General features: G+C 42.0%; 24 protein-coding genes. 10 read left to right on the forward strand and 14 right to left on the reverse strand.

Translation table 11 applies throughout. From position 1 onward, the window contains the following. On the reverse strand, positions 1-264 hold the full coding sequence (locus ACE2AL_RS10470; protein ID WP_206086030.1) for a DUF3811 domain-containing protein: 264 nt from the start codon (positions 262-264) through the stop codon (positions 1-3). A gap of 186 nt (positions 265-450) precedes the next feature. On the opposite strand from ACE2AL_RS10470, the gene mnmH reads away from it, so the two are divergent. Then, positions 451-1,539, forward strand: a complete 1,089-nt coding sequence (gene mnmH / locus ACE2AL_RS10475) for a tRNA 2-selenouridine(34) synthase MnmH (protein WP_206086201.1) — start codon at positions 451-453, stop codon at positions 1,537-1,539. Between the two features lie 45 nt (positions 1,540-1,584). On the opposite strand, the gene ACE2AL_RS10480 is transcribed toward mnmH, so the two are convergent. Next, positions 1,585-2,250, reverse strand: coding sequence for an ArsR/SmtB family transcription factor (locus tag ACE2AL_RS10480; RefSeq protein ID WP_375083474.1), 666 nt, complete (start codon positions 2,248-2,250; stop codon positions 1,585-1,587). Positions 2,251-2,443: 193 nt separating this feature from the next. Here ACE2AL_RS10480 and ACE2AL_RS10485 point away from each other — a divergent pair, with 193 nt between their 5' ends. The 6 genes from ACE2AL_RS10485 (at position 2,444) to ACE2AL_RS10510 (ending at position 7,583) form a co-directional block, all read left to right on the forward strand. Beyond that, complete coding sequence (locus tag ACE2AL_RS10485) at positions 2,444-2,800, forward strand: DsrE/DsrF/TusD sulfur relay family protein (protein WP_272538410.1); 357 nt, start codon at positions 2,444-2,446, stop codon at positions 2,798-2,800. Positions 2,801-2,819: 19 nt separating this feature from the next. Further along, entirely contained in the window at positions 2,820-3,950 is a 1,131-nt protein-coding gene (locus ACE2AL_RS10490) for a cysteine desulfurase family protein (protein ID WP_375083475.1), read from the forward strand. An 18-nt stretch (positions 3,951-3,968) separates the two neighbouring features. Beyond that, positions 3,969-5,165: an MFS transporter gene (locus tag ACE2AL_RS10495; protein ID WP_206086026.1), complete on the forward strand. Its 1,197-nt coding sequence runs from the start codon at positions 3,969-3,971 to the stop codon at positions 5,163-5,165. A 270-nt stretch (positions 5,166-5,435) separates the two neighbouring features. Beyond that, positions 5,436-6,185: a molybdate ABC transporter substrate-binding protein gene (modA, locus tag ACE2AL_RS10500; RefSeq protein ID WP_375083476.1), complete on the forward strand. Its 750-nt coding sequence runs from the start codon at positions 5,436-5,438 to the stop codon at positions 6,183-6,185. 17 nt (positions 6,186-6,202) lie between these two features. Beyond that, the gene (locus ACE2AL_RS10505; protein ID WP_241016889.1) at positions 6,203-6,982 is read left to right on the forward strand and encodes an ABC transporter permease; all 780 of its coding nucleotides are present in this window, start codon (positions 6,203-6,205) and stop codon (positions 6,980-6,982) included. Then, positions 6,969-7,583 carry an ATP-binding cassette domain-containing protein gene (locus ACE2AL_RS10510; RefSeq protein ID WP_272573601.1) on the forward strand — a complete coding sequence of 205 codons (615 nt, stop codon included), beginning with the start codon at positions 6,969-6,971 and terminating at the stop codon, positions 7,581-7,583. The genes ACE2AL_RS10505 and ACE2AL_RS10510 overlap by 14 nt, the downstream gene beginning before the upstream one ends. A 252-nt stretch (positions 7,584-7,835) precedes the next feature. Here the strand turns inward: ACE2AL_RS10510 and ACE2AL_RS10515 are convergent, their stop codons facing one another. From ACE2AL_RS10515 to ACE2AL_RS10530, 4 genes are all read right to left on the reverse strand, one after another. Further along, the gene (locus ACE2AL_RS10515) at positions 7,836-8,480 is read right to left on the reverse strand and encodes a LysE family transporter (protein WP_272538415.1); all 645 of its coding nucleotides are present in this window, start codon (positions 8,478-8,480) and stop codon (positions 7,836-7,838) included. Between the two features lie 117 nt (positions 8,481-8,597). Next, complete coding sequence (locus ACE2AL_RS10520) at positions 8,598-9,056, reverse strand: YaiI/YqxD family protein (protein WP_206086021.1); 459 nt, start codon at positions 9,054-9,056, stop codon at positions 8,598-8,600. Between the two features lie 169 nt (positions 9,057-9,225). Beyond that, positions 9,226-9,717 carry a GNAT family N-acetyltransferase gene (locus tag ACE2AL_RS10525; RefSeq protein WP_375083477.1) on the reverse strand — a complete coding sequence of 164 codons (492 nt, stop codon included), beginning with the start codon at positions 9,715-9,717 and terminating at the stop codon, positions 9,226-9,228. A 46-nt stretch (positions 9,718-9,763) separates the two neighbouring features. Next, entirely contained in the window at positions 9,764-10,984 is a 1,221-nt protein-coding gene (locus ACE2AL_RS10530; RefSeq protein ID WP_272573603.1) for an MFS transporter, read from the reverse strand. 109 nt (positions 10,985-11,093) lie between these two features. On the opposite strand from ACE2AL_RS10530, the gene ACE2AL_RS10535 reads away from it, so the two are divergent. Then, complete coding sequence (locus ACE2AL_RS10535) at positions 11,094-11,675, forward strand: TetR/AcrR family transcriptional regulator (RefSeq protein WP_206086018.1); 582 nt, start codon at positions 11,094-11,096, stop codon at positions 11,673-11,675. On the opposite strand, the gene ACE2AL_RS10540 is transcribed toward ACE2AL_RS10535, so the two are convergent. Both ACE2AL_RS10540 and ACE2AL_RS10545 read right to left on the reverse strand, forming a co-directional pair. Continuing rightward, positions 11,672-12,433 (reverse strand): DUF4184 family protein, encoded by a 762-nt coding sequence (locus tag ACE2AL_RS10540; RefSeq protein WP_375083478.1) that lies wholly within the window; start codon positions 12,431-12,433, stop codon positions 11,672-11,674. The genes ACE2AL_RS10535 and ACE2AL_RS10540 overlap by 4 nt on opposite strands. Before the next feature lie 120 nt (positions 12,434-12,553). Further along, positions 12,554-13,579 (reverse strand): low specificity L-threonine aldolase, encoded by a 1,026-nt coding sequence (locus ACE2AL_RS10545; protein ID WP_206086016.1) that lies wholly within the window; start codon positions 13,577-13,579, stop codon positions 12,554-12,556. Between the two features lie 501 nt (positions 13,580-14,080). Between ACE2AL_RS10545 and ACE2AL_RS10550 the strand changes: the two genes are divergently transcribed. Continuing rightward, positions 14,081-14,245, forward strand: a complete 165-nt coding sequence (locus ACE2AL_RS10550) for a hypothetical protein (protein WP_272538419.1) — start codon at positions 14,081-14,083, stop codon at positions 14,243-14,245. Here the strand turns inward: ACE2AL_RS10550 and alkB are convergent. Continuing rightward, a complete protein-coding gene (alkB, locus tag ACE2AL_RS10555) occupies positions 14,214-14,849 on the reverse strand; it encodes a DNA oxidative demethylase AlkB (protein ID WP_375083479.1) in 636 nt (211 codons plus the stop codon). The genes ACE2AL_RS10550 and alkB overlap by 32 nt on opposite strands. Positions 14,850-14,909: 60 nt before the next feature. After that, a complete protein-coding gene (locus tag ACE2AL_RS10560) occupies positions 14,910-15,767 on the reverse strand; it encodes an EamA family transporter (RefSeq protein WP_375083480.1) in 858 nt (285 codons plus the stop codon). Between the two features lie 84 nt (positions 15,768-15,851). Between ACE2AL_RS10560 and ACE2AL_RS10565 the strand changes: the two genes are divergently transcribed. Further along, a complete protein-coding gene (locus tag ACE2AL_RS10565; protein ID WP_206086200.1) occupies positions 15,852-16,337 on the forward strand; it encodes a MarR family winged helix-turn-helix transcriptional regulator in 486 nt (161 codons plus the stop codon). On the opposite strand, the gene ACE2AL_RS10570 is transcribed toward ACE2AL_RS10565, so the two are convergent. The 4 genes from ACE2AL_RS10570 to ACE2AL_RS10585 form a co-directional block, all read right to left on the reverse strand. Continuing rightward, positions 16,334-18,388: an SWIM zinc finger family protein gene (locus tag ACE2AL_RS10570; protein WP_375083481.1), complete on the reverse strand. Its 2,055-nt coding sequence runs from the start codon at positions 18,386-18,388 to the stop codon at positions 16,334-16,336. The genes ACE2AL_RS10565 and ACE2AL_RS10570 overlap by 4 nt on opposite strands. After that, positions 18,385-19,539 carry a VWA domain-containing protein gene (locus ACE2AL_RS10575; protein WP_272538423.1) on the reverse strand — a complete coding sequence of 385 codons (1,155 nt, stop codon included), beginning with the start codon at positions 19,537-19,539 and terminating at the stop codon, positions 18,385-18,387. Before ACE2AL_RS10575 ends, ACE2AL_RS10570 begins: the two co-directional genes overlap by 4 nt. 2 nt (positions 19,540-19,541) lie before the next feature. After that, a complete protein-coding gene (locus tag ACE2AL_RS10580; RefSeq protein WP_375084306.1) occupies positions 19,542-22,088 on the reverse strand; it encodes a DUF5682 family protein in 2,547 nt (848 codons plus the stop codon). 69 nt (positions 22,089-22,157) lie between these two features. Beyond that, positions 22,158-23,267: an AAA family ATPase gene (locus ACE2AL_RS10585; protein WP_206086010.1), complete on the reverse strand. Its 1,110-nt coding sequence runs from the start codon at positions 23,265-23,267 to the stop codon at positions 22,158-22,160. Positions 23,268-23,290: the final 23 nt, after the last annotated feature.

A 23,290-nucleotide genomic window follows, 5' to 3' on the forward strand; every position in this document is an offset into this window, starting at 1 on the left:
TTAGCGATAACCCCGTCGATGATTACTCGAAGACCAACTGTATGTTGTATCGCTTGGAACTAGTTTATCTTTTTTCTGTTGCGCTCGAATTTTTCTAGTTTCTTTATCAACTTCTTTAGAAATTTCCGCAATAATTTCTTTTTTGACTTTCGTTTGCTCAGAATTGGTTAATTCACGTTCTAATTTCTTACGTTCTTGTGCAAGTCGTGTTCGCACTCGGTTTTTTTGTGTCTCTGTCATTTCCTGGATAGTTAACATTTTCATCGTACAGCCCCTTACTCATGTTCAAATTCCGATTTACAATATAACACTATTCGCAACACCATAATATGAAAAACAACAATCGTTATACCTTAATAGGCCTTTTTTGATTCAGCGATAGCTGTAAAAATACGGAATTAGGCGTATAGTATTCGGTATTGCTACTTGGATAAGCGTATTTTTACTATTATGGAATTAATCCCTTCACTGCAAAATATTCACCAGATACTTGTTTCTGATACCCCCATTATTGACGTCCGTGCTCCCATTGAGTTTCAACAAGGTGCAATGCCTGCCGCGGTAAATCTTCCACTAATGAATGATGAAGAACGCGCTGCTGTTGGTACTTGCTACAAACAGTATGGGTCACATAAAGCGGTTGAGCTTGGTCATCAATTAGTGAGTGGTGAAACCAAAGCCAACCGTATCACTGCATGGCAAACGGCTTGCCAACAATATCCAAGTGGTTTTATTTGTTGTGCTCGCGGTGGTATGCGTTCACATATTGTACAAGCATGGCTTAAAGAGAATGGCATAGACTACCCTCTAATTAATGGCGGTTATAAAAAACTTCGTCAAACCACTATTGATGCCATTAATGAGTTATCCCTACGCCCGACTATTTTAATCGGTGGATGCACAGGAAATGGTAAAACAACTCTGGTACATAACCAACCAGATGGGATTGATTTAGAAGGTATTGCCCATCACCGCGGCTCGTCTTTCGGTCGCACTTTGCAAGCACAATTTTCCCAAGCGACTTTTGAAAATCATCTTGCTGTCGATATGCTCAAAAAGTCTTCAAATCATACGCGTTGGGTACTTGAAGATGAAGGGCGAGCAATTGGTGCAAATAGCCTGCCTATATCATTACGTTCTCAAATGGAAACAGCGGCTATCGCTGTTATTGATGACCCTTTTGAATTACGTCTTGAACGCCTTAAAAATGAATATTTTGACCGGATGACACATGATTTCCTTGGTGCATACGGTGAAGAGAAAGGCTGGCAATTTTACAGTGAGTATTTACATCATGGCCTGTTTGCAATTCGAAAGCGATTGGGCTCTCAACGGGCTGCTGAATTAACGGCGTTATTAGATACTGCATTAATTCACCAGCAAGTGACGGGCGAAACCCAATCACATTTTTCTTGGCTTTGCCCATTACTACATGAATATTATGACCCAATGTATCGTTATCAATTAAGCCAGAAACAAGAGAGAATTGTTTTTCAAGGTACATATCAAGAAGTTGAACAGTGGCTAAACCTCCGTTAATAGACGTTAAAAGCCCACGCTGTGGGCCTTTTCTCATTTAAAAGTTTAAGCATTTTCTATTTGCAGGCCTGCTGCTTTCCATTCAGGGAAACCTTCCTCAAGCCGCCTAATTTTAAATCCTTGGGCTGTAAGTAATTCAATGGCGTCAAGTGATAACAAACAATACGGGCCACGGCAATACGCCACAATTTCCATTCCTTTAGGGAGTTGGGACAACTGCTCTGCAAGCTTCTCCACGCTAATATTTAGTGCACCAGGTAGATGACCTTGGTTAAATTCGCGTTCAGGACGAACATCTAATAAAGTGACACTGCCATCCGTTAATTGAGCCAGCAAATCCTCACGAGAAATTGGTGTTAGTTTGTCTCTTGCTTCAAAATAATCTGCCATGATTTGCTTAATTTCAGCATTGTTTTGCTTACCAACAATGCCTAAAGCATTAAGGAGTTCTATCACCGAATCTTGGTTCACAATTGAGTAATAAACATGTTTTCCTTTACGTTCCGTTTCAACTAACCGCGCACGACGTAATGTTTGTAAATGACGGGAAGCGTTGGCAAATTCAATACCACAAAGTGTAGCAAGTTCCTCAACACTTCTTTTTCCTTGTGCTAAGTACTCTAAAAGTTCTAATCGGCTTGGATGGCTGATACTTTGCGCTATTTCTGCCAAATTGACATAAATACGCTGTTTAGGGTCGATATTGGCCATATTTTCCTCCGAAAATCCCACTTCTTTTCGCCTGTCATGCTCATCTGCATTGAATTGTACCTTATCTTATCGCTTTCCCCTACACCGCAAATTTCCGTTTAACATATTGACATAGGCAACTTTACGATCAATCATTATCGATATTAATTGAATGTTTCGATTGTTACTATAATCTAAATACAGGTAAAATACCATGAAAGCCTTAATAATATTAAACCGTGAACCCTACGATGGAACCGATGTCACATGGAATGCTTTGCGTTTAGCAAAACAGTTATTATCAGATGGATGTGAAATCCGCATTTTTTTAATGAATGACTCAGTGGATCTTGCCCGTGATATCTGCAAACCACCGACAGACTACGACCAAGATCTTAGCCAAAATTTAAAAGACTTAATCACCCAAGGTGCTTCTGTCAAAGTGTGTGGTACTTGCCAAACTCGCTGCGGTATTTATAAAAATGAGCCTTATTTTGTAGGGGTGCAGAAAGCAACCATGCAAGATCTCTCTACTTGGGTCATGACTAGTGATAAGTTATTAACATTCTAATTACTTAATTGGGTTAACTATGCCATCTCTCTATTTTGATTTTAATGCAAGCACACCGATTCACCCTGAAGTTCAAGCCTCAATGCAGCCGCTATTGAATTCACTGTATGGCAACCCTTCAAGCCAGCATTGGGCTAGCGATAATGCAAAATCGCGTTTGGAACATGCCCGTGCACAAGTTGCATCGTTAATAGGTGCACATACCGATGAAATTATTTTTACCAGTGGCGGAACTGAATCAAATAATCTCGCACTCAAAGGGCATTTTTTTAATCAGTTATCACGCCATCCTAATCCACATATAATTACGCAAATCACTGAACATCCATCAATTTTAAGCCCTCTCGCATTTCTTGAGAAATTAGGTGCAACAGTCACTTATCTTCCTGTTGATCAATTTGGTCGTGTGTCGCCGCTAGATGTGAGTAATGCAATCACGCCTAACACGACATTCATTAGTATTATGCACGCCAACAATGAAACAGGTACTATCCAACCCATTGAAGAAATTGGTTATATTGCTAAACAAAACAACATTTGCTTTCACACTGATGCGGCACAATCCATTGGAAAAGTCGCAATCGATGTTAATCAGCTGAATGTAGATTTGTTAAGTATTGCTGGACATGAAGTCTATGCCCCGAAAGGGATTGGTGCTTTATATGTACGCCGCGGCACGATGTTAGAACCCATTAACCACGGTGCTGGGCATGAAAATGGCCTTCGTGCTGGTACAGAAAGCTTGTTACTTGCCACGGCGCTTGGCCTTGCATGCGAAATTGCACAAACACAAAATAAAAACGCTGACATAAGACAATTACGCGACAATTTTTGGCAGCAACTTGTTGACCTTTATGGTGACCAGGTTTTACTAAACGGCCATGAAACCCACCGTTTGCCAAACACATTAAATGTGGGTTTCAAACACCAACAAGGCGCTGATCTTCTAGGTAAATTATCGGGTGTTGCTGCGTCGACAGGGTCTGCCTGCCACGAAGGTCAAGCCACCCTTTCACCTGTGCTCTCGGCGATGAACGTTGACTCTAGTTATGGTCTTGGTGCTATCCGCTTTAGTCTTGGCCTTGGCGTAACCCAACAAGACATAAACTTGGTAATTCAAAAGCTCAAACATATTCTGCCCTCTAATTAATTTCTAAGGCCATATTTTATGCACCCCAAAAAAATGTACCAACAAGTGTGGCTGCTAGCGAGTGCCCAAGCATTATTTCAAATTGTCTCTGTCATGGTGATGACCATCGGAGCCCTTGCGGGAGCCCAGATGGCTTCATCTCCAACATTAGCTACATTACCCATTGCAGGTATGTTTTTGGGAACGGCCACGATGATGTTTCCCGCGTCTCTTTGGATGGCCAAAATTGGGCGACGAAATGGTTTTTTGGTCGGTGCACTCTTAGGGATAATAGGTGGGCTAATTGCAGCATATGGAATAGTCATCCAATCATTATATGTTCTTAGCTTTGGAACGATTTTAATTGGTGGTTACCAAGCTTTTGCGCAATTTTATCGATTTGCAGCCAGTGAAGTAGCCGATAATTTGTATCGCCCAAAAGCAATTTCGTTAGTGATGACTGGTGGCGTAGTCGCTGCGCTTTTAGGGCCTTTACTCGCCCGTTCTGGCGCCAGTTTTTTTGATGCACAATATTTAGGTACCTTTCTATTATTAGCGGTAATTTCCCTCGGTGCTATCGCCGTTTTATGCAAATTAGATATCCCAATGGCTGAGCCAAAAACGGTGGCTCACGCCCCTATATCAACTCGCTCATGGAAAACCCTCGTTTTACAACCTACCTATTTGGTCGCAGTATTTATTGGGATGACCAGCTACGGCGTAATGGTACTTGCGATGACAGCAATGCCGATTGCAATGATGAGCCATCAGCATTCATTAGGTGCAACCACGACCGTAATGCAACTTCATGTATTAAGTATGTTTTTACCCTCTTTTATTACTGGTAGCCTTATCACGCGATTCGGTGTGCTTAAGATCATGTTTGCGGGTATTGCCATGTTTATTGGGCATATTCTATTTGCACTCTCAGGTGTTTCTTTTGCATCATTCGCTAGTGCATTGATTTTATTGGGAACTGGTTGGAATTTTATGTATATCAGTGGCACAGCACTTTTGACTTCAACTTACACGCCAGAAGAAAAGGCTAAAGCGCAAGCAACTAATGACATGAGTATCTTTATGGTTAGCCTTGCCTGTTCGTTAGCTGCTGGCGGGCTATTAAATTACCTAGGTTGGCAAACCTTAAATATCATGTTGTTACCATGGTTAGCGTGTGCTGTTCTTGCCATTGTGTGGTTGATTTACATTCAACGTAAAACCGCACGCATTAATTAAATTCCTCTTGGCTTGTCAGCCTTCTACAGTTAGGTGTTAGAAGAGCGCTAATTTTAGCTTCCACTCTCTCTATAACAGGGAGTGTGAAACCCTTTCAAATTATCTCTCCAGCAAATCAGATTTGGCTTTAAGTTCATTCGACTGATAAGCCAACTCATCATTAAATTCTCAAATAGCTTAATGAATATCAAAACTTACGCAGTTGCGCCTTGCGTAATTTAACCTGATTCCTCATTATGTGTTTTTTTATATAACGATAACGAGGTACTCATGCGCCGACTATTACTCTCTTCTTTATTTATCTGCTTTACATTACCCCAAGCGATGGCTGCTCAGCTACACATGTACGCAGGAGCAGGATTGCGCCCACCGATTGAAAAAGTGGTCGAAAAATTCGAAAAAGAAACAGGCAATACTGTCACTGTTGAATATGGCGGTTCGGGGCAAATTTTGACGCGCTTTGAGTTAACTCAGCAAGGGGATTTGTTTTTCCCAGGTTCTGAAGATTATGTTGAAAAACTGCAAGCCAAATCTTTAGCAACAGATGCATACCCTATCGTACGCCATATCCCAGTTGTTGCCGTACGAAAAGACAAAGCTCAAGGAATAGCCAGTATTGAAGATCTCGCCAAAAGTAATTTGCGGCTAGGTATGGGCGATCCGAAAGCTATCGCTTTAGGCCGCAGTGGTGAACTGTTACTTGATGCCAGCGGTTATGGCGACCAATTACGCGATAAAGTCATTGTTCGCGCCGCAACGATTAAGCACCTGTCCATGTATTTGCTAAATGGCGAAGTGGATGCCGCAATTATTGGCCGAGCTGATGCGATGAAGAACCAAGATAAACTGCTTGTGTTGCCATCCCCAGAAGGTAGCCCTGAAGAAATCGCCACTATTACAGTACTAAGCACTAGCGCTGCGCCAAAAGAGGCTAAATTACTTGCTGAGTATTTTGCTGCGCCTGAAGGTATCAAAGCCTTTACAGATTATGGTTTTTTACCTGTTACCGCGAAAAAATAATTATCAATATGTACCCTATCATGAAGTGGGCACTTGTGCCCCTATTGCTCTTATTACTCTTGATTGTCGGATCATTGACGGCGCTGTTGTTTCAGCTCACTCCATCCCTACTTTCACAATTAATTGCTGAGCCTGAGTTTCATTTCGCGATTTTAATGTCCCTTGCTACATCCTTGACGTCATTATTTTTCGCATTCTTAATTGCCATTCCTGCGGCTTGGGTGATGACACGCAGCGAATTTTTCGGTAAACGTGCGGTAGATGCACTGTTTGACTTGCCCCTCGTCACTCCACCGTTAGTCATTGGGATAGGCTTATTGCTACTTTTGGGTAGCCAAGGGCCTTTTTCTGTGATTTTCCCAGAACTAAGCCGTTGGTTATTTTCCCCACTTGGCGTAATCATTGCGCAAACTTATGTGGCAAGCGCGGTGCTATATCGTTCTGCACAAGGGGCATTTGCCGCTATTGACCCTGCTTTTGTCAGAACAGGGTTAAATTTGGGGTTATCTCCTGCAAAAACATTAATCTTGGTTGAGATCCCTCTTTGTTGGCAAGGGCTAATGAGTGGCGGCATATTGGCCTACTCACGGGCTTTGGGGGAATTCGGAGCCACCTTAATGTTGGCTGGCGCAACTCGCTTTAAAACAGAAACTTTGCCCATGGCAATTTATTTGAATATTGCCAGCGGTGATTTTTCACTCGCGCTCGGGTGTGCTCTAATTTTAATGGCATTAGCGGTTGTGCTGTTGCTAGCACTTCACCGTTTAAAAAGGCGGAAAACCCATGCTAAATCTTGAGAATATTCATGCAGGGATTTTAAAAGACGTGACACTGTCACTTAGAGAGGGATGCTGTACCGCGATTTGTGGCCCTTCTGGTAGCGGGAAAACCACGCTGCTCAATTGCATTGCAGGTTACCAACATTATCAAGGCGATATTTATTACCAAGGTAACATATTGAATAAATTGCCCATATGGCAGCGCCCTTGCCGTTATCTCAATCAGCGTTTGTATTTATTTCCGTGGTTGAACGTAATGAACAATCTCCGTTTAGCCCAGTACGCGGCTAAAATCCCCAGAGATAAGCAACACATTATCGCTTTGTTAGATAAGATGAATATTGCTCACTTGGCCAAGCGTTACCCCCATGAAATATCAGGAGGTGAACAACAACGGGTTGCACTTGCTCGCGCGATGATTTCATCGCCATCTTTGCTCTTATTAGATGAACCGTTTTCCAGCTTAGATTGGCAAACAAGAGAGCAACTTTGGTCGCAAGTGAATCAATTAAAACGCGATGGTGTCACTATTTTATTAGTCACTCATGAACCGAAAGAAGCGGCAGCGTTGGCGGAATACCACGTTGCCATAGAAAATGGCAATATACTCCAGAGTTAGCAAAAAGAGGCTTAAGCCTCTTTTTGTCTTTCTCGATTAGATAAAAACCACACCAACTAAATACAGCATCCCCATCACAAAACACACGGATGAGCTGACATACCAAAATAAATCACTATTTCCTGCAAAACACGCTTTTATCAATGGAAATAAAGCGGCTCGAAGTAAAATTAGCGCTTTGCCTTATTTAATTGCACTTGCAATGATTGCAAATGCAATTATCAGGCAAAGTCAAATGAAGCCTAATCCCCTCTACTTTTTAATGATTAGTTCTGTAACACCTTGATAGATAAGTCTTGTTGCTAATGTACCTAAAATCAACCCGACCACTTTCCCAACCACTTTATGAATACGGGAATAGCGCCGTCTAACAGATGAAAGAGAAAATGTTTGGCAGAGAATAATTCGCCATATCAATGAAGCCAACACGATCCCCAGCCAGATCACCAATTTTGCCCATAGCGGCGTTGAGGGGGAAATAGTGGTTGAGAAAATGCTCATGAAGAACAACACCGTTTGCGGGTTCGAAAGATCAGAAATTAAGCCACGGCGAAAATACACACCTTTAGGGAAGTATTCAGTCATATTCTCAGTGGATAAATTTAGTTGGGTTTTATTTTTAAAAACGCTAATCGCGTAATACAGTAAATATAATCCGCCAAGTATTTTAATTAACGAAAACAAAGCACCAAATTCAGACATTAAGGTCACAAGCCCAAATAATCCTAACCCTGAATAGATAGCGTTGCCTAAAACGACGCCATAACCGCAAGTGAGCCCTGCCTTTTTTCCTGAACTAAGTGTGGTTTGGACAACAATAAATAAATTGGCACCAGGATTAAAAAACGTCAGTATAAATAAAAATAGAGTGATAATAATGCTATGTAACGGATCCATAATTTTGTCTTCGAAAATTTAGGGTTTTCTATTATAGACACGAAATTATTATCAACTCTATTTTAAAATACAGATTTACTGCGCAAAATCAGGGTATTTAGTCGATATCAAATATGATTAGCTTAACGATTTTTTTCGTTGCAATAACCATTTATCTAATTCATTTGCAAATTGTTGGCGATCCCGTTGATTTAAGCTTGCAGGGCCGCCTGTTTGTACACCACTTGCCCGCATCGTATCCATAAAATCACGAATATTCAGGCGTTCGCGAATAGTCGCCTCGCTGTAACGCTCACCCCGAGGGTTCAATGCAGCAGCCCCCTTTTCCATCACTTCGGCAGCAAGGGGAATATCCGCAGTAATCACTAAATCCCCTTTTTGGGCACGGTGAACGATTTCATTATCTGCGACATCAAAGCCCGCAGGGACTTGTAAGGTTTTTAAAAAACGAGATGGCGGAACCGACAAGCGTTGGTTGGCAACAAATGTAATTTGCACATTTTCTCTGTCAGCTGCGCGATATAAAACTTCTTTGATAACCTTAGGACACGCATCCGCATCAACCCATATTTCCATTATTTTATCCAAAACTTAGCGGTATATTATGGAGATATCATAACACGATAACGGCAAGAAACAGTACTGAAGTGATTTTGGTAGGGTTTAATTTAAAGTTACATCAACCAAGCTTATCACTGATAATATTAACAATTAATCTGAAATAAACTTGGTTTTCATTTGATAGCTAAAGCACCATGACCATTTCATGCCATGTCATTCCACCGTGATCTGACTCAGAAGGTTTGACATATTGGTAGCCAAAATGCTTGTACAGATCCACATGACGTTCTTTGCACATTAGATGAATAGTTTCTTTGTTATTTTTTCGCATTAATGCAATAAATTCGCTCATCAACATGGATGAATAGCCCTTTCCTTGATGGTTTGGGTGAACCACAACAGACATAATGACCACATTCGGAGCCTGTGCATCATGGCCGATAAGCTCTTTAAATTCTTCATCGGACATCACCACATCCCACGCGCAGCCTGCATTTATGAAGCCAACGATTTCGCCAGCCACTTCCATGCATAAAAAACCTTGAGGATACTGTGTTATACGTGTTGCGATTTTTTCTTTTGTCGCTGCCTCGTCGCCTTCATACGATTCAATTTCAATCGCGAAACACGTATCGACATCACCAAGTGTTGCTTGCCTAAATATTGGCTTGTGCATTTTATAACCTCTTATTGTTTATACTTATTTTATTAAACTTTTAGTACTATAGGCACTCGGTTTCGCACTTTTTCGTCATTTTTTGTTGCGCATTGAGTTGGACGTAACTTAATGCGGTGGATAACACGACCAAAGTGCCCCCAACAATTGCCACGAGAAACCCCGCGTTCAGCCCATAAGTATCAACCATTTTCCCCGTCATCATGGCTCCAATAGCCACACCAATGTTTAGTCCGGCGAGTAACCAAGTCATCCCTTCCGTTAATCGATTTGGTGGAACGATATTTTCCACTAATGACATCGCAATAATCATTGTTGGTGCAAAGAATAAACCTGAAATAAACACCACAAATGCGAGGGAATAAACGCCGCTCACCCACCACATCGGTACAATAGATAAGAATGTCATTAACCCGCTAATAACCAGTAAACGCGGTAACGATATTTTTAGATTGAGCGCCCCGAAAACGAGCCCCATTGCACAAGAACCAATTGCATAAGCTGACAAGACTACGCTTGCCGCAGCAGGTTGTTGTTGTATCTGCGCGAGTGTGACACTTAAGATGTCCACTGACCCAACAATGATCCCTAATGCAATCATTAATGCGATCAGCAGTTGTAAGCTTATCATCGACAAAATCGGCTTTTGCTTCGGTGATAAGGTTTCATGTACGGTAACATTGGGTTCCGTACTACGTTGTTGTACAAGGAGTATCACACCCAACAATAATAAAACAGCGGCAACTAATAAGCCCGCTTGTGGAAACAAAATAACCGTCAATCCCACAGACAGTGGAGGCCCTGCAATAAATGTCGCATCATCAAAAACAGTTTCAAGGGAATAAGCCGTTTGTAAAATGGGCTGACCTTTATACAATTCCGTCCACCGTGCCCTAATCATGGCAGACATGCTGGGCATAGCACCTGCTAAAAATGCACCAATAAATAACCCAGCATCGGGCAATGCAAACCATGTTGTTGTGACGAGCAACAAAACCCCAGATAAACTAATAAGCGTGACCACAGGTAACACGCGATACTGTCCAAGTTTATCAACTAATCGGGAAATTTGTGGTGATAATAATGCATAAGTAAGTACAAACGTTGCCGAAATTAGCCCTGCTAAAGTATAGCTATCCCTTAATTGTGCCAGCATAGTGATAATCCCAATGCCCATCATCGGTAACGCTAGACGAGCCAGTAACCCTGCAATAACAAAGCGTTGGCTTCCTTCAGCTTGAAAGAGTTCTTGATAGCGACTTAGCATGTAAGCTCCATGTGATAAATTCATTATACATACAACGAGTATGTATAATGATGATATAATCATACATAGTGTATGTAAATAACTATATTCAGTGTTTGTAAGAGGTTTTATGGCAAGAAGAACTCAAGCTCAAATGGAAGAGACTCGCGAGCTTTTATTAACCACGGCACGAGAACATTTTAGCCGTTTGGGGTTTGCCGCAACGTCCATGGATGAAATTGCAGCAAGCGTTGATTTAACGCGAGGTGCCCTTTATCATCATTTTGGCGATAAAAAAGGCTTATTTGCAGCTGTTGTCGAACAAATTGATAACCAAATGAATGGCCGATTACAAAAAATTTCTGCCGATTCCACTGACCTTTGGAATAACTTCCGCCTACGCTGTCATGCCTATTTAGAAATGGCGTTAGAAACTGACTATCAACAGATTATCTTACGAGATGCCAAATCCGTTATTGCTGAAGACATTGCAAAATCAAACCTTAAATGTACTGAGCAAGTCGACCTCTTGTTACAGGAATTAATGAGCAAGCAAATCATTGGCAATGTTAATACTCGCGCCCTTGCCTTTTTAATCAATGGTGGACTTGCCGAATCGGCTTATTGGATTTCTCAAGCCAATAGCCAAGAACGCCTACAGCAAAGCATTCATGCGATTGATAAAATGATTGATGGGTTACGAAAAAACTAATCGCTATCTACCCTGTTTTGTTGATATAAGACATTGAGCCTAAATGCAAAGATCAATACGATGATCAAGAACACAGGAACCGTTAGTGTTAACTCTAAATAAACAAAACGATTGAAATTAAAACCATTTGCCTTCGGCGTTAACCAATAGGCCAAAGGTAGCGTCGATATACATGCAAGGCCACCAAGCACGATTAATCGCTTTAGCTTTTTATTGTTTTCGATTTTAATTTCATGGGGCAGCGTACGATGAAATTGAAAGTATTGATAACACAGGTAGGCTAAGCCGCCCACCGAGCCAACGTGCTGTAATAATTTATAAAAAGCAATTTCTTGGCTGTCAGACATCGCAAATAATTTCATTTGCAAAAATGAAATTTCTCGGACAAATGCCCCAGATTCATGCGTAAAACTGTCCCAAACAATATGGGTTAATGCCCCGATATACAAGGAAATAACAAAAATTACCCCTTGTCGAACAGATGGTGCATTTATAGTGTGAATAATAAAAGGGCTTATTCTATTCAGTGCTGGTGCCATTTTTTGCGTTAAACAATAAACCAATATACATAGCGGTAACCCAGTATAAAACCACCCAATAGAGTCATGCGCCAGTGACGCAGCGTGGTACCACGTTAACGAATAGTATAAATCTGGGCTCAAGCTACCTAAAATAAGCGCAGGCAGACTTAACCAGCGAAAATATTTGGCCTGTTTAATGGGAAAAACCACCGCAGGATGGGAAAACGTCCAAGGCATACTCGCGACCAGAACAATTAAATAGATATCAGGATAGTGCCGTTTTAATTGTGAAAACGATATGCGAGAAATCGGAAAAATTTGCCCACAAATTCATGCGGGCAATATATCTAAGGAAAATTAGATTAACGAATTGAAAGTTTGTTTTAGCTTTTCAATATCTTGTGACGTTGTTGACCAAGATGTACAAAAACGTAAGCACGTTGTATCTGCCGTTGGTTCACAAACTTTACTGACCACATAATGACTCAATACCTTGTCACTCAGCGAATTAGGTAAAATCACGAAGACTTGGTTTGATTCCACTGGCGCTAAAAAGCCGAATCCTTTTTCTGTAAAGAAATCGGCAAGCTGGTTTGCTGTATCATTAATGTGTTGGCCTAACTGGAAATAAAGGTCATCATTAAATAATGCTTCAAACTGCGCAGCTAATAACCAGCCTTTGGCTTGCAAGCCGCCTTTTTGCTTAATGCTATAGCGAAAATCGGTTTTTATTGCTGGGTTTAAAAGCACTAATATTTCCCCAGTCAGTGCGCCAATTTTTGTTCCACCAATATAGAAAACATCCGTTAGTTGTGCGATATCTTCAATGGTTAAGTCACTCACGGTGGACATCAAACCGGAGGCTAAACGTGCGCCATCCATAAATAGCAATAGACCGTGGGCGTCACAGATTTCACGCAAAGCAACCAATTCGGCTTTGCGATACACCGTACCGATTTCAGTAGAGTTACTGATGTAAACTAATTTGGGTTGAACCGAATGTTCATCTGGATGCTCGGCCAGCACCTTTTTAATATGAACAGGCGTAAGCTTACCCGAAGCAGACTCTACCGTAATGACTTTATGCCCTGACGCTTCAATAGCCCCTGTTTCGTGAACATCAATATGGCCACCAACAACAGAAATAACGGCTTGATGTGGACGTAAAATATGAGAAATCGTCGTTAAATTGGTGATCGTCCCACCATTAAAGAAATGGATATCTGCATTCGGCTGGCCAATACGTTGTTTAATTTGATCTGCCACTTTCTTACATAGACCATCTGTACCATAACCTGTAAAACGTTTCCCTGCTAAATCATTCAATGCTTTCATCACTTCAGGATGTGCAATTTCATTATAATCATTTGTAAAGCTGTACATTAATTCACCTACCAATACCCTGTCATATAAATTCTTAGGCAATAGTTATATGGGTAACTAATTTATTATTCAAGGAAATTTTCTCTCACTAAATTGGATGCAATATAATCAAACTGCGGTTTGATTGTGCAAAAGGCAAATAGAAAGTTATTTAAGGTTTGTTTACTTCAAAAGCATTAGATTTGTTTCAACCACTCAATTAATTAATGCATAAAATGAATAATTCTATTCCTGATTTTGTTCAAATACGCTTTGATACTTATTCCACTGATATCAAAACAAAACTTATCCAACTTCGAACATTAATTGTAGACGTTGCCCAGCAACACCCAAGCATAGTTGTATTAGAAGAAACCGTTAAAATGGTGGCAAGTTAACTACCTGGCAACACACAGCCAATCAGGAACGACAGTACGCATTGATCAATTTAGTAAAAATGAAGTCGCATTATTTGTACATTGCCAGACCACATTAATTGACGAGTGCCGAGGGTTATTTCCAATGCTCAAATTTTCAGGCAACAGAGGAATTATCACTCCAATCAATGAACCAACCCCAGAAAATGATTTACGGATATGCATTGAACTCGCCCTGACGTATAAATTACGTAAACAAACTCAACGTAAAAAACGCGTTATTTTTGCGAACGGCGAAATGTCAGATTAAAGCGGTATGGCCCCAACAATGGGTGTTCACCCGCTTTGATGGTTCGAACACCATGGTAATTTAAACGCGACTTCCCTCCCCAAACCAGAACATCCCCATGTTCCAGTGTCAGCGCTATTTTAGGCGCTTCACGTATGGCTCCGCCAAAATCAAATATGCAGGGCAACCCTAATGAAAACGAAACAATCGGCTGTGAAAAATTCGCTTCATCTTTATCTTGATGAAGCGACATTTTAGCCCCAACTGCATAACGGTTAATCAAGCATGCATCGGGTTCAAACCCCAGAAAACCCGCTCTTTCTGCTGCGTCTTGTGCTAATTGACGAAAGATCCCAGGCATCGGCTGCCAGGGCTTATTAGTGACAGGGTCACTATTAGTATAGCGATAGCCTGTTTTGTCAGTCACCCAACCCCACTCACCACAGTTGCTCATCGCGACTGACATGCGATACCCTCCTGGGGTTTCCATATTTCTTAATGGGGATAGCGAAAAAATATTATTTAATGATTGTAATAACACCTTACTATTCCCCAGTAAGAAACCTTTTAGCAAGAAGGCATCAGGGGCTATCTCAATCATGTTTTCGTCATCAGAAAACAACATAAGCGCTTATCTCATTAATTTAACTAGGGTAATTTGCATAATACACAATTAAATGCCACTTCACCGTACTTTACGTGCTTCTGCACGCTGACTCACCCAAACACTCCCTAAGATCACTATCATGCCAATAAATTGTAAAGTGCTCAGCTGCTGATCTAGGTAAAACCATCCTAAGACCACAGCACTAACAGGGCTAAGGAAACCTAAGGATGCGACTGAACTCGGCCCTAATAACGCCAATCCGCGGAACCATAACGCGTATGTTAACGCCCCACCAATTAAGGTTAAATAGCTAAGACCGACAATATTCACGGATGTTAATGCGGGTAATGCAGGCTCAAAGATCAAGGCAAAAGGTAATAAAATCAAACCACCTGCGGTTAATTGCCATGATGTAAAGGTCAATGCACTTACGGAAGGTTGCCAACGTCGACTTAATACAGTGCCAGCGGCCATTGAAAATACCCCTGCCAACCCAGCCATCACCCCTACCCAATCTAAGGTAGCCGTTGGTGTTAACAGCAAAATCGCCACACCAACAATACCGCTGAGTGAGGCAATGACAGAAACACTTGATAAGCGGTTACTCAATAACCAGTGACTTAAAAATAACACAATTAACGGCTGCACAGCGCCAACGGTTGCAGCAACCCCGCCTGGCAGACGATAAGCCGCAATAAATAATAACCACCAAAACAGTGAGAAATTCAACGCCCCTAAAATGGCGACACGCAACCACCAAATCCCTGATGGCAACTGGCGCAAAAAGAGTATCAGTAATAATCCTGCGGGTAATGCACGCAAAACAGCCAACGTTAACGGCAAGCCCGAAGGTAGCATTTCGGTTGTAACGAGATAAGTGCTTCCCCACACAATAGGGGCTAACGCTGTTAAACCTAAAACAACATAGCGATTCATAGTATGACTCTCAATATTTATCTTGAGATCAAGATAATTTTTATTTACCTTGACGTCAAGATAAATAACGCCCATTATTTACCTATGGATAGAATCGATAAAATCACTGAACAATGGGAGCGTGAGCGCCCAGACCTTGATATTAGCCCAATGGGGTTAATTGGTCGGTTAGGCAATGTTGCCTATCATCTCACTCGTGAAATGGAAAAAGTCTTCGCTGAATTTGGCCTTAATCGGTCAAGTTTTGATGTGCTGGCCACTTTGCGGCGTTCTGGTGCGCCTTACACCCTGAGCCCAGGGGACATGCTAACTACGCTAATGGTCACGTCAGGAACTATGACAAATCGCATTGATCAACTGGAAAAAGCGGGGTTAGTCTCCCGCCACACTAACCCAGATGATGGCCGTGGCTTTTTAGTGTCACTGACTGAGGAAGGACTGAATCTGATTAATCAAGTCATTGAAGCTCACACGCAAAACCAAGCAAGGCTAGTCGCTAAATTAACGTTGGAAGAGCAACAGGCGCTCAACCAACTATTACGGACATTTCTCGCAACATTTGAATCTTAAACAAATTGAAACGGTAACGGCATTTGCAAGCGCTCAAATTTATCGCATAGGTACACTAATCGTAATACGTTTTCGGGGGGGATCTCCCCTGAAGCAGTTAACAATTTGACCTGGTTGGCTAACCATAACGTGCCCAAATCCTCAAGGACATGTATGACATAACCAATTTCAGCTTGTTGGGATGAAGAAAACTGCTGCCTTCCCGTACAAGCCTGGGTTTCCAGTATTGACAAAATTGGACGAATCAATTGGCTTGCGAGCGTTGTTTCAGGCACAAAAGTATTGCTCGTTTGCTGCTTTTTCTCCATGTATTCCATTATCTTACTAAAAAAACCTGAACGTTGTTTTTTGCGAGGGATTGATTCAAAATCAAGGTAAAACAGTTCAATACCTTGCTCTTTCTTCAACCATAATGTTTTAGGCACTAACTGAATACCTTGTGAAGTATGATTGACCAGAGCACTCACTGCGGCAATAGGCCATTTTTCCTTGGTAATAAAGCGTAACTCTTCGATTTTATGGTTTTCATTCCCTTCCCAATTTAATCGCAAAAACGCCCTATTTTTTTCACTATCAGATATCGCCCACAAAATACATTGTTCAGTCTCATTCCAATATAACTGTTCATAATCAGCGAGGTGTAAGATAACGGGTTGATAAACATTTTCGCTGGATAAGTTTGAAAGAAATTCACTAGCCTCTTGCCAGTGGGTAAACCCCAACTCTCTTTGAAGCGTTTGGTAATCATCGTTTGCTAACAGCTTTTGGTTATTTTTTTCAGCAAAACTGTCACCACTGGCCGATAATTTACCTTCGTCCGAAAGCCGCGGATCATGTAATTTAAACGGTGTTCGCATCAAATTATCGGCAGTTTGCTTCCAAATGGATAACGTTTGCCAGAGGCTTGAACGGTTGAACATCGGGTCCAGATTATTTGCACGCCCTTGTGTACATTGAATGATTTTTTTCTCTTGGTTATCCCAAAAACTAAACGTCGCACCAATTGCGCCGTTTTGGGTTTGCCACCAATTCGCATCAATTGGCGTTAAATCAAGTACCGATATTTTGTCAGTGTATTGGCGGCGCTGCAAACCTTTAAGCACTGCAAGCTGTGTTGCATCTGCCGTTGAAAGTTGCTGCAAATAGGCAGCAATTTCGGCGATTAACCGCAAAACTTGCCCTTCATCCATCGTAAAATGCTTACCTGCTAGCAGTTTCACCTGCTGGCTCAGCCTTTTCAAATAATTGGCTAACCGAGGTAAACCTTCCGCTTTCGCCGACATATTCAACAGATGCAATTGCGTGGCGCTACTTTGGCTAATGTGCGACAAACCTTGGCGCAACAAATCTTGGATAAATTGCCCAATGGTGGCGATAACGATTTTATCATCATCAGTTAATGACAGTGCAGTATCAGGCGCAGGGGCTAAATCATCAGGCCATTGCCAAACTACACCATTTTGCATCAATAGTTTAGCAATCACCGCAAGGTGAACCGCTTTTTTCTGTTTTTCGGGGACCGAGGAGATCATCCCCTGAAAACCACTACCTTTCAGGTAAATGATTGGCTCATCATATTCGGCTAATATCACTCTTAACTGGTTGCATTGATCATCAAAAATGAGTTCACGCTCCTGCCACTCATCTAACAAGCGGATAGCTAAGCGGCAATCTGGCTTAGAAGCGAGTTTAATTAATGACATCGGTTCTAATACGAGTAATTCAGGCAATAATGGTTCTGGCTCACTAAGCATCCCCTTATCTTCAATACCCTGAATATTTTCATCTGGCACATTATTCTGAACCCAAAGAACTGCGGCCAAAATATGCTTACAACAACCTGATGCACTGCAATTACAGGTCGCTTTTTGTACACCTTGTGCATCTAACTTCACCGCTTGCCCATCACTGTCAAACTGCCCAGCAATCAGATCACTAGGATTAACCTTTTGGTTCTCTAAATCTTTGCGCGCTCTGCGTAATAACCCCACGTTTGCAAACACCGCTAACGCATCGTCATCATATTGGTAATAAATGGTTTGCCAACTCATTGCATCACCTCCGCCAGCCACTGAGCAAAGTGCTCAGGGGTTAATGCCGCGACATGCATGCCTCTATCAGCCAATTTTTGGGCAATTTCAGGATCATAAACAGGCAATGCATCGTCATCTAACGCGGCTAAGCCTAAAAGTTTCACTTGCTGACCGTGTAGGCGCTGTGTGCAGTTAAGTAGATGATTTAGTGCCCCGCCTTCCTCAAAGTCGCTTATCAAACTGATAACCGTACGTTTAGGGTTACGGATCAAACTTTCACAGTACTGCATCGCTTTGGCAATATCGGTTCCACCGCCCAATTGTACCGTCATTAAAACCTCAACAGGGTCATGGGCTAAATGGCTTAAATCAACAACTTGCGTATCAAAAACCACGAGTGAAACCCTGACTGTTGGCAATGCGGCTAAAATACTGGCACAGACTGCCGCATACATAATTGAACTGGCCATCGAACCACTTTGGTCAACACACAAAATTACATCCCACGGCAAGTGCTGCTGTTGACGCGAGTTGAAATACGGGGTTTTGATGACTAACCGTTGGTTTTGCCGATCATAATTTTTTAAATTTGCAGCAATAGTCGCACGCCAATCGAAATTACGGCTATTTGGAATTAACGAACGGCGAAAACGGTTCCTCCGCCCAGTTAATGCTTGGCGGAACTGATTACGCATTTGGCTGAGAATATCATCCACGACTTTGCGAATGATATTTTTCACTGCATCACGCGTATCTTCGTTCATTTTTCCCCGTAAACTCATTAGCGTTTTTGCTAATGCCTTCGTGGGTTCCATGGCATTCAATGCGTCAGGGTTTTTAAGTAAGCTACTGATTTCATAACGCTCAAGCGCCTGTGATTGCATGCGCTCAAACGTACTATTTGGGAATAACTTCCGCGCTTGGTTTAACCAATTCACTGCGGTAAGTTGCGATGCATCTAAAGAACCGTGACGACCACCTTCTTGTCGCAGTCCACGCCGTTGATATTCACGGCGATATAAAAAATCCAATGAGCGCTCGATTTTTAACTCTTCCGCACTGAATGCCGCTTGCCCCAGCGCGTTATCCGCATATTGGCCTAATACTAAACGCCAGCGTTTAGCAAGTTGCAGTTGTTCTGGCGTCAATGGCATCTCTTTTTTGCTCATCGTTATTTCGCCTCCGACGTGTGAGTGAACCAACGTTGTAGACCAAGCTCAACAAGCTGATTTTGTAGTCGTTGTTCTAATTGCAACGCTTGCAGCATTTGTTTCTCATTAAATTCTGTTTGGTGCAGCGTCAAATCTTGTGCTTCGATTGATAAGTTTTGCGCGATATGCTGTGCCATTTGTGCATTTTGTTTTGGCGTCAGTTGGCTAAATGCAAAGCGCAAATCTGGCAGCACCTGAATAAATCGACTTTCATCCCATTTACTGAGTAAATCATTCAAAGAGTCGATTAAGAGTGGAATACGTAAAATTAATTCAGGGGCAGCGCGCATTACGCCAATAAAATAGCCAATAGCGATTTCTGGGTCACTTCCTGCACTAAACGCACTTTGGATCTCGTTAACTAATGTCTCTTCATCGGTTTTTGCACCCAAATAACGCAGAGCATCCACGGCCCCTTTTAATAAAGGGACATGGTTTAATTGGTCTTTACAGCGAGCCAACTGGTGATAAAAATCGTGATAATAATCGTGATTTTTATTAATTTCAGGCATAAATGTCACCAGTTCGCGGCATGAAAGTAGCGCATTAAAATACATTTCTTGCTGCTGCTCATCCCCTTGAGTAATTTGCTCAAAGCAATAAAAAACTTGCTGCAATAAAGCATCCAAACGAGCTTCAATCGTAAAATTCTCTTCGATATCAAAGAACTGTCTTCCTCGCCATAAATGTACTAACTTATGGCCACAAGCTACTAATGATTCGAATTTTGTATCTTGCTGAATATAACTATCTAACAATGAAAATAGTGTAGGAATGCGTTGATGTAAGCCAATGAACGCCGCTTGCATTAATAATGTCACAGCACTCTGGCTTGAACGACTGACCCCTTGTTGCTCAAGGTTTTTTTCCATTTCAAATAAACGATTCAATGCGATCGTTTTAAGCTGAGTCCCTTTTTCTGATAATGCAATTAACTCGCCTTCCACATTTGGCGTCCAGGCATATTGCCACTCTTCAAATAACACATCCATTTGGTTTCCTGACATAAAATTTGGGCCAGAAAGGTGTTTTGCAAAATGAATATCTAAAAAAGCCAATAAATGTAAAAAGCGACTACGTAGGCGATGTTGTTTATTACGATACACATCTAACCGACTGATTTTGCTTAATGTGTCATCAAGCTTAAAGCGAAACCCCTTTGCCATCTCATAGGTTTGTGCCACCAACGGCGGCGTTGTTGTGCCTTTGGGGATTTGGCCTAGGCGAAAACCTGAAAAGCAGGTTTTAATTTCATGCCAAAGTTCATCTTGGCTCTCATCAAGGCTGCCTTTAATAAATGCACTTTGTAGTCCATCCAATAAATCATAGCGCCCTGTCCCTGCATGCCCACGAAAGGCCGCTAAGCGAATGCTTTGTTCCGCGGCCAGTTTTACCGATAAAAAACCAGGAGCCGCATCAAATTGCTTTTCGCGCAAAATAGTCGCCACCTTTGCCAGATACGCGATCCCCAATTTATTCCGATACACCTGAGTTGGGCGAACTCGACCATTTTCACGGTCTTGGCGCTGTTGCAATAGTGTTTCCCATACTTTTTGGTAAAACGCGGGGGATGGCATACCTGATGCATAACCGTTTAGTGCATCAAGCTTATCGTCACTATAACGTATTAACCATGCACTCTCGTTTTCAGCGGTTTTTTGTTGTTTTACAAACTGCTTTTGAGCTATCGCCGTGAGTGCAAATTGTTGAGTTGCCCGTTCAGCTAAACCTTCAATTAACGCGAGGGTATGAAATCCGCCAGTCACGATAACAATTTTGGCGTTTGGCTGCTTCGTTTTAATGCTTTGAATATGAGCTTGCATATGGGATTCACGCTGTGTAGAGCCTTCAGATTCAAGGACTTCAGGCTCATAATCTAAACGAGCTAACCCACACCAGATGAAACTGTCTTTAAAAAATGCAGACCAATCAGTGAGCTGCTCAAAAGTACGTAATTCAAATAGTTGTTCCCAAAGCTCATCATGGTCACGGCAACCACTTTTTTTTGCTAGCTGTGCAATAAATAAGCTATGTGCTAAATAACGCTCTTTTTGCAGGCTTTGACTTTGCCCTTCATCAGTTTCATCAATATTCACCTGCGCAGCCCAAGGTAAATCAATAAACTGTAATTGTGCTTTATATCGTGAGCCTTGCTTAAGTGCTTGCCATTCTGGGGAATATTCGCAAAATGGGAAATAAGCCGACCGAGTGACAGCGTCACTTCCATCCTTTAATGCGCCTGCTTTAATTTCCGTTTGCACCATAATAGCGACGGGCGGTTGTGTGTCTTGATGCAGCAACCCTGAAATCAACCCATTAAAACTATCAGGTCCTTCAATCAGTACATAATCAGGGTTAATCTGCTCAATCAATGAGGCCGTGCTGTAGGCACAAGCTGGACTGTGATGGCGAACGGGAGCAAAATAAATCTTTTCTGATTCAAGCTGTTGCCAGCTCATCAATGCTTGTTCGAGTCGTTCGGGTAAAGGTATGGAAGGCAAACTCACCGTAATATTCCCTGATTGATAAATATGGGCGAAGCCAAAGACCTCGCCATGCATTACACGTTAACAATCCTATTGCCAAAACTGACGGGAAGCTTCAAAGAATGCTTTCCATTCGGGGCTCTGTTTGGCTCTTTCTCGTGCGACATTATCAATGTAATAACGCATCCGCTTGATATCATCTGCATTATCTTTGAGTACAACCCCAATTAGCTGACGAGCGACTGCACCAGCACTTAACGTTCCGTCTCCCAAATAATGGGCTTCTAACGCACACGCATAAGCGATATTCACCGCTTCTGCTGTCGACATCACCGCATCTGGGGTTTTGATATTGCCGCCATCCTTGGTATTGCCTGAACGTAGCTCTTGGAAAGTGGTGACTAATAATTCAATCACATTCGCAGGCACAGTCACCAAGCCATTTAGCTCGCCTAGTTCGCTGGTAAGCTGTTTATTAATTAGCTCAATTTCAAACGCAGGGTCTTGAATCGGCCTCACCGTTTCGAAGTTAAAGCGACGTTTTAATGCCGATGACATTTCATGCACGCCACGGTCACGTAAGTTGGCTGTACCAATTAAATTAAAGCCTTGCTTAGCACTGATCCTCGCATTGTCTTTCATTTCGGGGATCATCATCTGTTTTTCAGACATTAAGCTGACCAATACATCTTGTATTTCTGGTGGGCAGCGGGTGATCTCTTCAAAACGCACAATTTTTCCTTCCAGCATGCCTTGATAAAGTGGCGAGCTAACCAACGCTTTTTCCGTAGGCCCTTCTGCCAATAGCAACGCATAGTTCCATGAGTATTTAATGTGATCTTCGGTTGTTCCAGCTGTTCCCTGAATAGTTAAGCCCGAATCACCGCTGATTGCTGCAGCTAATAATTCGGATAACATGGATTTTGCTGTTCCTGGTTCTCCGACTAACATCAGACCCTGTTTACCTAACAAGGTCACTATTGCGCGGTCAACTAAAGCATCATCCCCAAAAAACTTCGGCGTAATACCCAGAGCTTCATCACCTAAAATAAACTGCCTAACCGCGCGTGGTGAACGTAGCCAACCTTGTGGTTTTGGGTTATGGCTATCGGCTTGTGTGAGTTTTTCCAGTTCATCAGCAAAACGAATTTCTGCGCTTTCACGCAGAACATGCCCTTTTATTGTTTCTTTGTTACTCATCGAGTTATCCTATTAAACCCTAA

The organism is Providencia xihuensis (assembly GCF_041953405.1).
Taxonomy (GTDB): Bacteria; Pseudomonadota; Gammaproteobacteria; order Enterobacterales; family Enterobacteriaceae; genus Providencia; species Providencia vermicola.

What these genes read in the sequence shown, in the direction of transcription:
- ACE2AL_RS10470 (WP_206086030.1), bottom strand. Translation starts at nt 264, where the DNA reads ATGAAAATGTTAACTATCCAGGAAATGACAGAGACACAAAAAAACCGA.
- mnmH (WP_206086201.1), top strand. Translation starts at nt 451, where the DNA reads ATGGAATTAATCCCTTCACTGCAAAATATTCACCAGATACTTGTTTCT.
- ACE2AL_RS10480 (WP_375083474.1), bottom strand. Translation starts at nt 2,250, where the DNA reads ATGGCCAATATCGACCCTAAACAGCGTATTTATGTCAATTTGGCAGAA.
- ACE2AL_RS10485 (WP_272538410.1), top strand. Translation starts at nt 2,444, where the DNA reads ATGAAAGCCTTAATAATATTAAACCGTGAACCCTACGATGGAACCGAT.
- ACE2AL_RS10490 (WP_375083475.1), top strand. Translation starts at nt 2,820, where the DNA reads ATGCCATCTCTCTATTTTGATTTTAATGCAAGCACACCGATTCACCCT.
- ACE2AL_RS10495 (WP_206086026.1), top strand. Translation starts at nt 3,969, where the DNA reads ATGCACCCCAAAAAAATGTACCAACAAGTGTGGCTGCTAGCGAGTGCC.
- modA (WP_375083476.1), top strand. Translation starts at nt 5,436, where the DNA reads ATGCGCCGACTATTACTCTCTTCTTTATTTATCTGCTTTACATTACCC.
- ACE2AL_RS10510 (WP_272573601.1), top strand. Translation starts at nt 6,969, where the DNA reads ATGCTAAATCTTGAGAATATTCATGCAGGGATTTTAAAAGACGTGACA.
- ACE2AL_RS10515 (WP_272538415.1), bottom strand. Translation starts at nt 8,480, where the DNA reads ATGGATCCGTTACATAGCATTATTATCACTCTATTTTTATTTATACTG.
- ACE2AL_RS10520 (WP_206086021.1), bottom strand. Translation starts at nt 9,056, where the DNA reads ATGGAAATATGGGTTGATGCGGATGCGTGTCCTAAGGTTATCAAAGAA.
- ACE2AL_RS10525 (WP_375083477.1), bottom strand. Translation starts at nt 9,717, where the DNA reads ATGCACAAGCCAATATTTAGGCAAGCAACACTTGGTGATGTCGATACG.
- ACE2AL_RS10530 (WP_272573603.1), bottom strand. Translation starts at nt 10,984, where the DNA reads ATGCTAAGTCGCTATCAAGAACTCTTTCAAGCTGAAGGAAGCCAACGC.
- ACE2AL_RS10535 (WP_206086018.1), top strand. Translation starts at nt 11,094, where the DNA reads ATGGCAAGAAGAACTCAAGCTCAAATGGAAGAGACTCGCGAGCTTTTA.
- ACE2AL_RS10540 (WP_375083478.1), bottom strand. Translation starts at nt 12,433, where the DNA reads ATGCCTTGGACGTTTTCCCATCCTGCGGTGGTTTTTCCCATTAAACAG.
- ACE2AL_RS10545 (WP_206086016.1), bottom strand. Translation starts at nt 13,579, where the DNA reads ATGTACAGCTTTACAAATGATTATAATGAAATTGCACATCCTGAAGTG.
- ACE2AL_RS10550 (WP_272538419.1), top strand. Translation starts at nt 14,081, where the DNA reads ATGCTCAAATTTTCAGGCAACAGAGGAATTATCACTCCAATCAATGAA.
- alkB (WP_375083479.1), bottom strand. Translation starts at nt 14,849, where the DNA reads ATGTTGTTTTCTGATGACGAAAACATGATTGAGATAGCCCCTGATGCC.
- ACE2AL_RS10560 (WP_375083480.1), bottom strand. Translation starts at nt 15,767, where the DNA reads ATGAATCGCTATGTTGTTTTAGGTTTAACAGCGTTAGCCCCTATTGTG.
- ACE2AL_RS10565 (WP_206086200.1), top strand. Translation starts at nt 15,852, where the DNA reads ATGGATAGAATCGATAAAATCACTGAACAATGGGAGCGTGAGCGCCCA.
- ACE2AL_RS10570 (WP_375083481.1), bottom strand. Translation starts at nt 18,388, where the DNA reads ATGAGTTGGCAAACCATTTATTACCAATATGATGACGATGCGTTAGCG.
- ACE2AL_RS10575 (WP_272538423.1), bottom strand. Translation starts at nt 19,539, where the DNA reads ATGAGCAAAAAAGAGATGCCATTGACGCCAGAACAACTGCAACTTGCT.
- ACE2AL_RS10585 (WP_206086010.1), bottom strand. Translation starts at nt 23,267, where the DNA reads ATGAGTAACAAAGAAACAATAAAAGGGCATGTTCTGCGTGAAAGCGCA.